Genomic DNA, 13833 nt, shown 5'->3' with positions numbered 1-13833 from the left:
TTTTAATTAATATCCACTTGTGTACCTGTAACATAAGTATTGCCTGTAGCGTTAATTGATGTATTAGATTTACTATGCAGACTCAAATTATTTTGTGTTACAAGCAATGCGTTATCTTTAGAATTCATATCAAGCATACCATTTCCTACAGATATCGTAATTGAATCTTTTTTAATGGTAATTTTATTTTCACCGACTTTAAGCTCAATCTGAGTTTTTCCTTCCAAAGAAATATTCCCGGCATTATCCATCGTCAAAACACTTTGGTCTTTTCCCACATTAATTGTAGTCTTTGTTTTTACATTGGTTGTGTGATTATTTCCAATGTCTTCATTATTATCATTACTCACAAAAGTGGTCACATCACCCGCTCCGCTTAAAGTAACATGGTTTCCGTTCCTGTCTTTGATCTCAATTCCGGCACCATCATTCAGACAAATAATATTTCCGCTTTTACTGGATAAACTTTTAACATTATTTCCAGCTCCGCCACCTCCACCAACTCCACCATGAAACATTCCGCCCATTACAAACGGTCGGTCAGGATGTTGATGAACGAAATTGATAATTACCTGATCACCAACTTCCGGAATTGCCATGAATCCACGGTTTTTATTTACTTTGTCACTGCTTCCTGCATCTGGAGTCATTACTCTGATAAACTCTGATGTATCTTGCCCACTTTGCCAGTCAAACTGAACTTTAACTCTTCCCTGATTTAATGGATCTGCATTGGCGGTAACTTTTGCAAACTGAGCTTCAGCTCTGGGACTTTCAAAGTCAGGACGGGGAATATAACCGCTGTCTGCAGCAATTGCCTCAAAATTTCCGGTATAATATCCTCTTGCATCCACTTCATGAGTCACCTCAACCATCATTAATTTGGTGAAATAAGAAGTCTGATTGGTATCCTGTTTTCTCATCTCAACATCTGCGGTACATCCCGGATATAAGAATGGAACTGTAGTTTCTCCTGACGTAATGAATACCTGTGAAGCTTTACTTCCGGCTGTTCCTTTTTGTGAGGCATCAATATCCATAAAAGAGGCTGCTTTTATCGGAGCAACCCTTAGAGAGGGTGTTGTAAATGTTTTTTCTGAAATTTCGTAGGCGCGTTTTGCAATATCCGAAGCGTGGTTAATTTTAGAACTTCCTGTTGTCAGTTTTTCGTTTTTACTGCTGTTGTATCCATAAAATGAAGGATTAACATGCTGCGCTTTCATCCTTACTTTCACATCATTTACATTACTTCCGTAAGTCAGTTTTACGGGTTGCTCTGCCGGTGGAAGTTTCCCAAAATGAAGGACTTCTCCATCATAGAAAAACTGTTCACCATACGCTTCCGCCATTCTTGCCAAATAATTGTAATGAGTTTCTTCGTATTGGGAGCTGTAAGAAACGTTTCCATATTGAGCATCTACTCTAAAATCGAATTTATTTCCACCAAGTCCTTCTTTGATCACCTGATCAGCAATACTGTTAAGACTAATGGGTTGAGCTCCTCCGAAACTCTGAATATGCGGAGCAGCATCTAAAAGTATTGTCGGGCTGAAACCACTTAGTACAATATTTCCTAAACTGCCTTTTTCCTGACTGAAACCAACTTCTGTGATTACTCCTACAAAATTTCTTTCAGGACCGTCGATGACATCTTTATATTTAAAAACGACGGTCAGTCTTTTTCCTAAAAAATTCTGAGCTTCTTCAAGATTATGATTTTCTGCAGAACCAAGCGTATCATGAGGAAGAGTAATGCTGAATTCATGATGTTTTATGGCGCTCTGGCTTAATTTAAAATGCTTAAAATGTTTGATTTCTTTACCTTCAATAACCAAATCGAGCTTTACCACTCTGTTAATTCCTAAGATCTGGCTTGTAGGAATTGCCAAAGCATTATGTATTTTTGAAGTAGGCTGATTTGCCCAAACTTTCTCTTCTACTATTGCCGAATTATTGGTCTGAGCCATCTGATTCATAAACATGTCTGAAGAATTCTTAACTGCTCCATTAATTGGCTGGCTGACATTTTTAATATTTTCAGTGGCTTTATCTGCTATTTTTGTGGAAGCTTCTTCTTTTAAATTTTGGGCAGCAACAGTCTTTATATCGTCTGAAAGCTGAGGTTTGGTGGTATTATCCTGAAACATAATATTTTTCTTTAAACTTGTGAATTTGGTTTTTATATTTTATTCTATCTCATTGGAGATGACAAAATTTTCATATTTTTACTATGAAAATTTTTGTGATTCTAACTTTTAAATTTAATCATAATTAATACCGAAAGAAAAATTTAAGCTTAAAATTTCACTTTTTGTAGTAATACTACGACTCGTTTTTGAGTAATTTCTATTTTATTGAGACAAAAGTTTCTGGTCTTCTTTATATCTGTTTTCACCATAATTTTTATTAAAATTCACAGATTTTTTGTCTTTTTCACTCAGTTTTTCATACAGATCCATTCTTAGTTTTGCTTCTGCCTTTGGATCTTCTATTACAGGAAAATTGATACCATACTTTTCCTGAAGCTGTTTTTTCATTGCAGATACCTTTTCAAAGTAAACAGCGTTTTTAGAATTTTGATTTCTAGCTTGCTTCTTTTCTTCAGAACTAATGTATAAAGCCATCGGAGAAAGCTCAATTCCATCTATTTTAGGTTTGCCTCCTTTTTCTAAAAAATATTGTGCAGTGGCCAAATTACTTCGGGCAGCAGCTTCCATAATATTTTCACCCAAATAAGAAGTATGATTGATGTCTGCACCGTTATCTAACAAAAGATCGATCATTTTTTTCTCAGTTTGTTCATTTCCCAACAACATGGCAGCACGAAGAGGGCTATTGCCTACCGCAGGATTAGGATTAGCCATATATTTAAATAAAAGTTTTACCATTTCATAATTATTCGTTCCTACAGCATGTGATAAAGGCGTCATATATCGGTGAGATATAATAATGTTGGGGTCTGCTCCATTTTTAAGAAGAATTTCCATTGCAGGAAGATCTTCAACAATGGAAGCATACATCAGTAAAGTATATCCTTTAGTATCACTAAGCTGGTTGATGATCTCTGGATCATCTTTTAAAGCACTTTCTAATCCTGAATTATCTTCATCAAAAATTTTCTGTGCAGCCTGTAATTGCTTTCCTTCAAATAACTTTTGAGGAGGATATTGCTCTTTATTTTGAGTTTTTCTGGATCTTGTATCCTGACAGGAAAATAAGGTCATGGTAAAAAAGATTAAAAAGATTATTTTTTTCATGGATCATGGGTTTACTGCAATTACATTGGTATTAATGGTTGCAATCATAGCTTCTACAGCATCTGCATAGGCGCTGTGACCGCTTCCGAATGTTTTCAGATTCATTCCTTCATTATCCGGAATGTATCCGAAGATCTCGTTTTGCTCGCCTAATGCTCTTGGAACAGCCCCTGTAAGACCTCCAAAAATTGCCAATTTATTCAGACCTGGAATTCTTGAAATCGCAAGTGTAGACAAAAGACCTTCTCTGTTGTTCTGAAGTGCATTAAGAATATCATTACTCGTACTGTAATTGGTGATATTAGAACTAGAACCTATTGCACCATTTTCATCTAAATATTTAAGAGTATTGTCATGAACTCCTCTTGTGTTGAAAGTATAAGCCGGTAATCCTGTATAATAAGATGCCATTGCGCTGTTTCCTCCACCCAAAGAATGTCCTGTGAAAGAAACATTTCCGTTAGTTGCTTCGTCCATTTTCTTCGAAAGATCCATTGTCTTTTTTATCTGGGGAGTCTGAGCACCAAAAGCTTGTCCTCCATCTTCAATAAACCAGTCATGATAAAACTGCATTCCTTTTGGTTCTGACCCTCTGAAAGCTACAAAATACTGTCCTGTATTATTATTTTTATAAACTGATGCAAAAAAACCATCAGTTTCATTCGTATCAAAATCCTCTATTCCCAGTTTTCCAGGGCCAAAAATTGCATCAAGCTCGTCCTGATTATCCGTATTTATTCTTGTATAATCACCGATCTGTGTAGCTTCATCAGAATTATCATTATAAGAATCCTGCGCCATAGCTGCGGCGTTGCTCAATTCAGTAATCTGAGCTGGTGTAGGAAGATGAAACTTCACTGTTCCACCCAAAAAACAATTTAATGTAGAATTTTGAAGAAGTGGCTTTTTACCTTCAACTCTTACCTTTTGATGCGTATTCGTCCAGTCGCTTCCTTTGGTAAGAAATGAGCAAATATTCAGACAATCATCAATAAGCGCACTTCCAGCCCAAGCTGCAGCGGCCAAAACAAACAATCCGCCACCAAATGCAGCGGCAATTCCAACTCCGGCAACAGCTCCGGCAATCATCATTTGCGGACAAATAAAATTGTCTTTAAAACGATCGTCTTCTGTCACCATCAGTTTTGAGCCATTTTTAAGATAAACGCTCGACTGAGAACTGACTCCTATTCCGATCAGCCGTCTTCCGCTGGTACATATAAGCGGAGTTTCTTGTGCGATATACAGTTGACTCATATTGTTTATATTATTAATTGAATATGATATCTGCAGACATACAGCATTTTTTCATTTAGCTTTTCCTTTACATGAAATACAATTTCTGATAAAACGGAATCGAGGTTATAAATATATTCTCCTTCCATCATCAGATCATATTCTAATGGAATATTTAAAGCTTTCTGATAATTTTGAGCATAAATTTCATTGAAATCTCCGGTATGGCTTTTAAGCTTTCCTAGAATGTTCATCTGAAATTTATCTTTATTATCTACAAACTGATAGTTTGTTTCGTACACTATTTTTTCTCCCGGAAAAAGAGTTGAAAGAAATTCTCTTTCTTTGAATTGCCCTTCATTTGTAAAGTTCACTCCGGTATTTGGAAACGGGTAAAAAAGTATCTGATAAAGTAGATTGGCTTTAATATTATCATCAATCCGCTGAAATTCTTTATCGTAAATATTGATAATTTCGTTGTAAGAATCTTTTACCAACTGCAGAAAACGCAATTCTTTTCTTTTGATCTCTTCCCATTTTTCAATAATTACCGCTTCATTTTCAATCTTATCAATCGTTTTATCTTCATTGAGAAGTAATGAGAGATTTTCAGTTGCATTATTTACCTGATCTAAAATTTCATAGAAAGGTTTCATCTGAGCATCAAAATGAATATATTTTTTATCTGAAATAAGAATATCAATATGCTTATATTCTCCGGGAATGATTTCCCAGATTTCTTCTGTTTCTGTTTCGTTTGCTTTTCCGTTGCCTAAGGTAAGATATGACTTGACGTTTACAGAATATTTTCCGTTTCTGTACCAAGCATATTTAAATGAATTTAATTCTTGAATTTCGTTTACTTCACTTTGATTCATAACCGGAAAGTTTTGGAAATTAAGGATGATTTTACAACAAAAATGATACTATATCGAAAATGTGTATGAATAGTTTTACTCATACACATTAATCATTTCATAAGCGAAAAATTAAGCTCCCGGCCAAACACCTGCGTATTCAGCTCCACCGTAGTTGATTTTTTCTGCGCTTACTACAAAGCTGATTAACATAGAGTTTTGGTCTATTGCATCAAAATCTACTTCGTGCTGAATAACGTATCCGTTTTCCCAGTTCAGGGTAATCAAAGTACCTTCTTCGTGAGATTTGTTGAAAGTAATTTCACCTGAAGTCGGTTTGTACTTACCATTAAGCAAACTTTCAAGAATTTCAGATTTCTCTGTTGCTTCGATCGTTAATTTGATGATTGCGTTGGAAGGATCTGATGCTACACGTCCTGAAACGTCTGTAGATCTCGATACGCTGTAATTAAGCTTTAGTAATTTTTGTCCTTCGCTTCCGTTGAATTTTAAGATTCCTCTTGAATTGTCTGCCATTTTGTAAATTTTAAACAGTTAATATTTTGTGATTTGGTTACTCCAAAGATAGAGCCATTGATTTCTTTTGGAGCTATAAATCTAATAAATCTCAGTTTTTGTAGTAATACTACGATTTGATGTAGTAGTTCTACGACTTTTGATACAAACACAGAAAAACCCTTTTGTATAAAGGGTTTTAGATATTATAAAATAAAATTATCACATTAATATGATTAATTTTAAGGAATTTTTAAGAAGAACTTGATTAGATTAAAAAAGGATATTGTTATTTTAATTACTTTCTTTTGTTATAATTAATTGTTTGAAATAGCTTTCCGTCTTCATTATATTTTTTCCATATACCTATAGAATTTTTCTCATTTTCATAAAGAATATAATTATTATATTTCTCAATAGTTTTTAACTTACCATTTTTGTAATAACATTTTTTTTCTATAAAATCTTTCTGAAACTCATCATTGTTATAATAAATTGTTGAATCTAAATTATTAAGCTTATCATAATAAAACCATGTTTGTATAGATGCTTTAGTATTTAAATCTTTATTAGAAACAATCCCAATCAATCCTTTTTCTCTTATATTACCATTTTCGTAGTAAAAAATGTGTAATTCGTTACTTCCTAAGCTATCTTTTGTAAGAATTACATATTCTAATTTATTATTGAGATATTTTCGTTTTAAAATGGTGTCATTTTTTAAATTTTCTTTTGCAGAATTTATATGAATTGATTGCTTTTCGTTATTCTTCTTTTTAGAACAGAACAATAACATGAATGCAGTTAAAATATATAAAAATTTCATTTTAAAAGTTTTTGTTAATATTTATGATCAATCCATCATATAATTGCTTCGCAATTGTATCGATTCCTGAAAACAATGCTTTTGAGTCTTTTGCACTTGTTACAAAACCTAATTCTACAAGTATTTTTCTCTTAGTTGTATTTTGTATTTGACTTAAAACTTTCGAACCTCTAACATCAATTTTTAGGAGAATTGCTTTAAACAGGATCAACATTTGGTCCATCCAATTCTTTATCTATATAATAAGTATTGCATTAAAAAACAGCTTTCCATTCAAGTTTTTTTTAGAGTATTGATTAGTCGAGTTCCCTTTTACGTTCATAAAATCATTTCTTTCTACAATATCGAGAAAGAAAGTTTATCTATAAAAAATGAGAAAATTAATTCCTCATTTTTTATTTCCTTTATTTCGTTTTCACTTCTTCCAACTTTTTTTATATCCTCAGGAAACCAAAGTAAAATAGTGGCTTGTTCATATTTTTATTAGTCTTTATCAGGTTTTAGAAATACTTCGAATAGATTGATATCTCTTCTGTAAGAATGAGATTATTTTTTTCAAAGCTACAAACATCAATAAACCTAAAATATAACCTACCAAAATTCCACAAAACACTCCAATAACTATGGAAATATTAGTATCCCACCATTCTTTAACAGAATTAACAAACCAAAAAAAGATTATAGCTACAATTGTACAGCCGACCATTGAAACGCCCAAGAAAAAAGTTTTGAAACCTTTACTAATAGATTTCTGTTGAATACCTATCAAAACAGAGGTTGATAAAATACCTGCTGTTATAAGCCCAATTAGCAACAAAATAAATAGTAAACATAAAACCACTCCAATAATTACGACGATAGCAAAAAAAATGGCTCCCATTATTAATAGAACAACAATAAAATCATCATCATTTTTGAAAGAATCAATAATATATGGTGAAAAAAGACTAATGAAGTTAATATGATTTATCATCCCTTAGCTGGTGTTTATTTATTTTCCTTGCTTCGCTTTCGCTTCTTTCAACTGTTTTTTAATATTCTCAGGAAACCAAGGTAAAACAGGGTCTTGTTTATATTGCTCATACACTTCATCAGGATTTAGAAATGTCTCAGGAAGATTGAGTTTTTTGAGTTCTGCTTGGAAATCCAATTCTTTGTCAAAATAAACAAGTTGTTTTTCTTGAGTATTGATAATGAACCATTTTTCGGGAGAATCAAAAGTAGAATCTTGATTATCTTTTTCAAATGGCTTGTAGCCATAAATGTAAATTTTATGACAATTAAATCTCAATATAGGGGATATTCCACCTCCAAGATCATTTTGAAGTCGTTCAACAAAAGTATCTAAAAACCATTCTTCAGGATTACCTATACTTGAAATGCTATATGGTTTTATTAAGGGAATAATAGGAGTATTACCTAAATCCTTTTTCACATAATAAAATTTATCAATTCCTGCATTTTTATAGGAATAATCAGGTGTATGTTCTTTCATTTCTTTTTTTATTTTATTGCATTTTAATGAACCAAGAATCATGAAAGATAAAAGTAATGTTTTTAATAATTTCATATTAACCTTTTTTAATTTCCAAAAGGAAATGTGGTTTTATTGTAATCATCTGTTTTGTTATATTCTCTTATTATAGAATCTTGTTTTTGCTTCATGTTTTCCATCATTTTTTTAATTCTTTCATCTCCATTTGCCATCCAGTCAATTTTTGATTTATTGTAGGAGTTTGTCCAATTTCCTTTAATTTTCATTAAATCATTTCCTCCTGCAATGTCATGATAAAGAAAACCAGAGATAATGCTTACCACATCATATTCTATGCTTCGTGAACCATCTTCAGACGCTCTTAAATCAAAAGTATCACTAAATGAATGATATATCCCTGTTGTACCATTTTTATCTACTTTAATTTTACTTCTGACTCCTATACTTCTTAAGAGCCAAGTTAATTCATTAGCTGCGACTTTCCACGTATCTCTGTATTTTACACTAAACGGATTTTTAAACTGATCCAGCATATCTCCTTTTGCTCTTTTTCCTCCTAATTGAATTCCTTTTTTATGCTCAATTTCGAAACTATTCTTTAAATAATTTGAGTTTTTAATAACCATTTCAGCAATTTCTTTCTCATATTCAACAAACTCCGGATCTTCATTAATCATCTTAATCAGCCTTTTGCTGTTACTAATATCTACTTCACCACTTTGCAGCATAGAATAAATCCCGGCTTCAAAAAGATTATCTATATTTCCATCGGTAAAACCAATAGATTTTGCCAGGCTTTGTCTTGCACCATGTGCCCAGCCTGAACCGTCATATTCTTTGTCGCCTCTTGCCCAATCTACAATATCAGTGTACCAGTGCTTTGTAATTTTCAGTTCTTCTTTGGCTTGGTCTACCCATTTTTTTATTCCTGCGGTATTGGCAATGCTGGTTTTTACCATTCTGGATTTTCCTTCGCCTTCTACAAATGCTTTTTCTTCTTTCCTTTTTTGTTCCAAAGTCGCACCGAAAGAATAATCTAATCTATAAAACAAATCTTTGCCTGTATCTTTTACCCGATCCCAAATGGTTTGATCCTGATACTGATCCCAATCTGAAAGCGTTCCTTTATTAAACATTAATCCTACCGGAGCAAAATGAGCCTGCAATTCCATATTATGTACTTTTTCAAAAGCCACTAATGCATTAAGCTTAAGGCGGTACAATTCACTTTTCATATAAAGAGCTTTTTTCGCTCCTTCTGCTTTTGAAATTGCTTGATCTAAAATTGTATGAAACCAATCCGGTAACACATTGCTTATTATAGGAATTTTATATTTTGCCGGCGTATATTTTTTGGAGGGATTAGCCTTTATATAGTCCCGATACGTTTTATAGTGATGATAAATTTTCCAATAAGATTTTACGCATTCTCTGAATGTCGGTGCATTTTCATTAATACTTCCATCAGGATTGAAAGCTTTATCTAAAAGACGTTTAGGAAAATGATAACCTTCTTCCGAGAAAAAACCTTCTGCGCTTGCTCCTGCATAAAATCCCCAACTTTCAACATAGAGATTATCTTTTTCATTACATGCGTTTTTCACATAAGGAATATCTCCCATTCTGGTTACAAATAAGGCTCTGTCATTAGGAAAAGTAAACTGTACAGATCTATCTATTAAACCTCCCCACGAATCGCCACCAAGAAGCTCATTCATTTTTTCATAGATTCCCTGATTTTGATACAATTTTTCTTTAGTAAAAATATCTCCTATCCACTCCAGAACCCATTCCTTAATAAAATCTTCGAAATAATAGTTTTTGAAATGCTCGTAATTTTTTCCGTAAAGTCCTTGTGGCTGATGTGTTCCTAAAAATAATATATTGATAGGAATTTCTTCCCAACCCATTTCATACGCATAATAGATAATTCCAAGTGCAGTTCCTGCGGCAATTGCTGCCCCTTGACTATGCCCTACTACAGTTATAGGTTTGTATTGTGGTGAATAGCTAAGAGCTCCGGGATTTTTTTCTTTCAAATCATCAATAACAGATTTTTCTTTAATGTTCCATTTTCTTTTAGCCCAAGCATACCCCTGTGCAATGCCATGTTCTACACGGTGCGCTCCTGAAGACTGAAGACCATGAGAGCCATTGATGAAATGTGCATTTCCGAGAGCATGAAAATATTCTTTAAAAACTTGAGAATACTTTTTTTTTGTAACGTTATCATAACCTTCCCAATATCCTTCAAACTTTTCTTTTGCAGCAAATATCCATCGATAATTTTCTGTCGTTTCATAATTGGGATCACTATATAATGTACCGCCTCCTTGACGATTATCAATTTCTAGCTCATCATTGGTATAAATATCAACATTATCAGTTATCTTTTTTTCATTCATATTTGCCCCTCTCATTGGGTTTTGAGAAACATCATCTGGAACTTTGTCCACAATAACATTGAGATAAGATCCAGGATTTTTTTTGGGACTACTTAAATAACCGTTGCAGAAAATAACATCCCCATTTAAAATAGGTTCCGGGAAATTTAGTATTGGGGATTTTGGAGGCTCTTCATTTACTCCATAAATTACACCGTTTTTTACACCTTTATCGGTAACCATTTCAACAGCATTCTCAACAATATTACTTTCAGAAAAAATATTATAATCTTTCTCGACAACTTCCGTTATCTTACCTTTTACAATTCTCGTTCTGCTCATACGTAAAGGATTAGTAGTTTTTACTTCGTTCGCCACTGTTATTCTGAACTTCATTTTGGGCATGTTTGCTTATTGAGCCATTTGAATTTGTCTCAATACCCTGATCAGAATTAATTACAGTTTTGCCTTGCTTCACTTCGCTTGTAACATCTCCCTCAATCATTTCCGTCAATTTTCCTGTAATAAACATACTTGTATCTCCAATTACAGAAGTCATTTTCATAGCTCCCACGCTTTGGGTAGCGTTTAATCCTATACTTTGGGTTCTGTTCATTCCAATAGTATCAGATTGATCCATTCCTACACTCGTGGTCATATTTTCAGAAACGTTAATAAACATATTCTTACAATTCAATGTCATCGTCTCTGGAGCAGTGATATTAATATTACTTCCCGTTGTATCCAGATGAATCTCATTACCAGATTTATCCGTAATAATAATACTTTCATCTTCTGTAAAAACCACTTTATGTCCACTTCGGGTCATGATAGATTTTACACGATTGTCCGCAAATCCTCCTAAAGCTGTTCCCCCATGAAACATTCCCCCCATTACAAAAGGTCGGTCGGGATGATTGTGTACAAAGTTTACCATTACCTGATCGCCGACTTCTGGTATTGCAACATAACCTCTATTCTGAGTGATCTGATCTGTTCCTCCTGCATCAGGACTCATCATTCGGATGAAATGAGTTGTGTCGTTTGTTTGCCAATCAAATCTTACCTGAACTCTTCCTTGTCCTTCAGGATCGGTGTTTGAAATGACAGTTGCGATCTGTGGCTGCGCAATAGGAACGGTAAATTCAGGTTTGGGTAGAAAGCCTGTATCAGATGCAATTCCTGCAAAACTTCCGGTGTAATGACCAATTGTATCTATTTCATGAGTTGTTTCTGTAATCATGATTCTTGTGAAATACGAAGTTTCATTCGTATCAACTTTTCGCATTTCAATATCCACAGAACATCCCGGATGTAAAAAAGGAACGGTTGTAGAACCTGAAAGATTGAAAACATTCACCGCCTCGCTTCCAGAAGTGCTTTTTTGTGAATATTCAACATCCAAATGAGTTGTTGCTTTTATTGGAGCAACTCGTAATGATGGAGTTTTATAAATAGCATCGTTGTGTTGATAAGCCGTTTTTGCTAAATCTCCAACATGCTGAATCGGTGTTAAACCCGATTTCAAAACTTCATTCTTATTACTATTGTAGCCGTAAAATTGTGGTTTGGTATGAACCGCTTTTAATTCTACTTTTATGTCGTTTGCACTGCTTCCGTAAGTTAATTTAATCGGCTTATTTTGCGGTGGAAGTTTTCCAAAGTGCAGAACTTCTCCATCGTAATAAAACTGTTCGCCATATGCTTCTGCCATTCTTGCCAAATAATTGTAATGGGTTTCATCGTATTGACTGCTGTAAATAATTTGAGAATAATCATTTGTATCAATTCTGATATCAAAACGGCTTTTATCTAAACCCTGTTTTATCACTTCTTCAGCAATAATTCCCATATTGACAGCCTGATTTCCACCAAAACTTTGAATATGTGGTGCTCCATCCAATAAAATTGTTGGACTGTAACCTGACAAAACGATATTTCCCAGACTCATTTTCTCCTGACTGAAACCAACTCCCGTGATAACGCCTACAAAAGTGCGTTCAGGACTGTTTTCGATGTCTTTATAAGAAATGACAGCCGTTAATCTTTTTCCTAAAAATTTATTCGCTTCTTCTAAAGTATGGGTTTGGCGGTCGCCTAAAGTATCATGCGCTAAAGTCAGCGTAAATTCGTGGTGCTTCTGTGAGCTTTGGGTAAGCTTAAAATGTTTGTAATATTTGATCACCTTACCTTCAATGACCAAAGATAATTTTACCAGTCTGTTGATCCCGGTATGATGATTCTCTGAAATTCCTGCCGCATTCTGAGACGGGCGGAAAACGGAACCTCCGTTTTTTTCTGAGGTATTCATATTGTTGTGATTATGTGGTAGATTAAAGATATTAAATTTTATTTATCTATCTAAATTTTAAGTCATAAATTTCATATTCAGGCTTTTAACTTCATGTTATTGTAAAGACAATTTGTATTTTTACTGACTTTTTTAAGAACAGACTCAATTGCAGCCCTGCTTGAACGGAGCTCTTTTTTATTTTTTGGTTATAACCAGAAAATAAAAAAAGCGGGAGTGGAAGAAGGATAAGCTGCCTTAAAAAAATAATAAAGCTTTTTACAATCCTCAAATCGAATTCTAGCCAAAATATTGAGTCAAAAAAGACCGTCTTTTTGGGACAGTCTTTATTTGAATCTCTACAAACCTTAATGAATTGCTGTTATGCAGTCGGCCAAATTCCTTCGTAAGCAGAATTACCATAGTTGATTTTCTCAGCACTTACGATAAAGCTAATTAACATTGAGTTTTCGTCTACTGCGTCGAAGTCTACTTCATGTTGAATTACATAACCGTTTTCCCAGTTTAAAGTAATCAAAGTACCTTCTTCGTGAGATTTGTTGAACGTGATTTCACCTGTTGTAGGTTTGTATTTTCCGTTTAACAATGACTCAAGAATGTCAGATTTTTCTGTTGCCTCGATTGTTAATTTGATCAGTGCATTTGACGGATCTGATGCTACTCTACCTGAAACATCTGTAGATCTTGAAACACTGTAGTTCAACTTTAATAATTTTTGTCCTTCGCTGCCGTTGAATTTTAAGATTCCTCTTGAATTTGCTGCCATAATAAGTAAATTTTAAATCGTTAGTATTTTTGTGATTTCTATAACCCAAAGATAGATACACCGGAAATATTTTTAAAACTTTTAAACCATTATTTCGAAAATTGTAGTAATTCTACGATTTTATGTAGTAGAACTACGACATTTCATAAACATCAACCATTTTTTAACAAATATTGCTAAACTTT

General features: G+C 33.6%; 12 protein-coding genes. All 12 read right to left on the bottom strand.

Translation table 11 applies throughout. From position 1 onward, the window contains the following. Nucleotides 1-2: 2 nt before the first annotated feature. The 12 genes from FDY99_RS16235 to tssD (FDY99_RS16180) all read right to left on the bottom strand — a co-directional run bounded on the left by FDY99_RS16235 (nt 3) and on the right by tssD (FDY99_RS16180) (nt 13648). The gene (locus FDY99_RS16235) at nt 3-2147 is read right to left on the bottom strand and encodes a type VI secretion system Vgr family protein (RefSeq protein WP_139422858.1); all 2145 of its coding nucleotides are present in this window, start codon (nt 2145-2147) and stop codon (nt 3-5) included. Nucleotides 2148-2351: 204 nt separating this feature from the next. After that, nucleotides 2352-3257: an ankyrin repeat domain-containing protein gene (locus tag FDY99_RS16230; protein ID WP_228448819.1), complete on the bottom strand. Its 906-nt coding sequence runs from the start codon at nt 3255-3257 to the stop codon at nt 2352-2354. A gap of 3 nt (nt 3258-3260) precedes the next feature. Further along, complete coding sequence (locus tag FDY99_RS16225; protein WP_139422857.1) at nt 3261-4514, bottom strand: PAAR-like protein; 1254 nt, start codon at nt 4512-4514, stop codon at nt 3261-3263. A 5-nt stretch (nt 4515-4519) separates the two neighbouring features. Beyond that, nucleotides 4520-5371 carry a hypothetical protein gene (locus FDY99_RS16220; RefSeq protein ID WP_139422856.1) on the bottom strand — a complete coding sequence of 284 codons (852 nt, stop codon included), beginning with the start codon at nt 5369-5371 and terminating at the stop codon, nt 4520-4522. A gap of 111 nt (nt 5372-5482) precedes the next feature. Beyond that, nucleotides 5483-5887 carry a type VI secretion system tube protein TssD gene (gene tssD / locus FDY99_RS16215; RefSeq protein WP_139422855.1) on the bottom strand — a complete coding sequence of 135 codons (405 nt, stop codon included), beginning with the start codon at nt 5885-5887 and terminating at the stop codon, nt 5483-5485. A gap of 277 nt (nt 5888-6164) precedes the next feature. Beyond that, on the bottom strand, nt 6165-6692 hold the full coding sequence (locus FDY99_RS16210; protein ID WP_139422854.1) for a hypothetical protein: 528 nt from the start codon (nt 6690-6692) through the stop codon (nt 6165-6167). A gap of 1 nt (nt 6693) precedes the next feature. Continuing rightward, entirely contained in the window at nt 6694-6906 is a 213-nt protein-coding gene (locus FDY99_RS16205; RefSeq protein ID WP_139422852.1) for a hypothetical protein, read from the bottom strand. Between the two features lie 279 nt (nt 6907-7185). Continuing rightward, a complete protein-coding gene (locus tag FDY99_RS16200; RefSeq protein WP_139422850.1) occupies nt 7186-7665 on the bottom strand; it encodes a hypothetical protein in 480 nt (159 codons plus the stop codon). A gap of 18 nt (nt 7666-7683) precedes the next feature. Further along, on the bottom strand, nt 7684-8262 hold the full coding sequence (locus FDY99_RS16195) for a hypothetical protein (RefSeq protein ID WP_139422848.1): 579 nt from the start codon (nt 8260-8262) through the stop codon (nt 7684-7686). 11 nt (nt 8263-8273) lie between these two features. Continuing rightward, nucleotides 8274-10967: a lipase family protein gene (locus FDY99_RS16190; RefSeq protein ID WP_139422847.1), complete on the bottom strand. Its 2694-nt coding sequence runs from the start codon at nt 10965-10967 to the stop codon at nt 8274-8276. Next, the gene (locus FDY99_RS16185; protein ID WP_139422845.1) at nt 10924-12882 is read right to left on the bottom strand and encodes a type VI secretion system Vgr family protein; all 1959 of its coding nucleotides are present in this window, start codon (nt 12880-12882) and stop codon (nt 10924-10926) included. Before FDY99_RS16185 ends, FDY99_RS16190 begins: the two co-directional genes overlap by 44 nt. 361 nt (nt 12883-13243) lie before the next feature. Further along, entirely contained in the window at nt 13244-13648 is a 405-nt protein-coding gene (gene tssD / locus FDY99_RS16180; RefSeq protein WP_185148738.1) for a type VI secretion system tube protein TssD, read from the bottom strand. Nucleotides 13649-13833 lie beyond the last annotated feature (185 nt).

This window comes from Chryseobacterium mulctrae, from assembly GCF_006175945.1.
GTDB classification, from domain to species: Bacteria; Bacteroidota; Bacteroidia; order Flavobacteriales; family Weeksellaceae; genus Chryseobacterium; species Chryseobacterium mulctrae.
The sequence above is the reverse complement of the archived record's forward strand: the minus strand, read 5'-3'. Positions and strand labels throughout refer to the sequence as shown.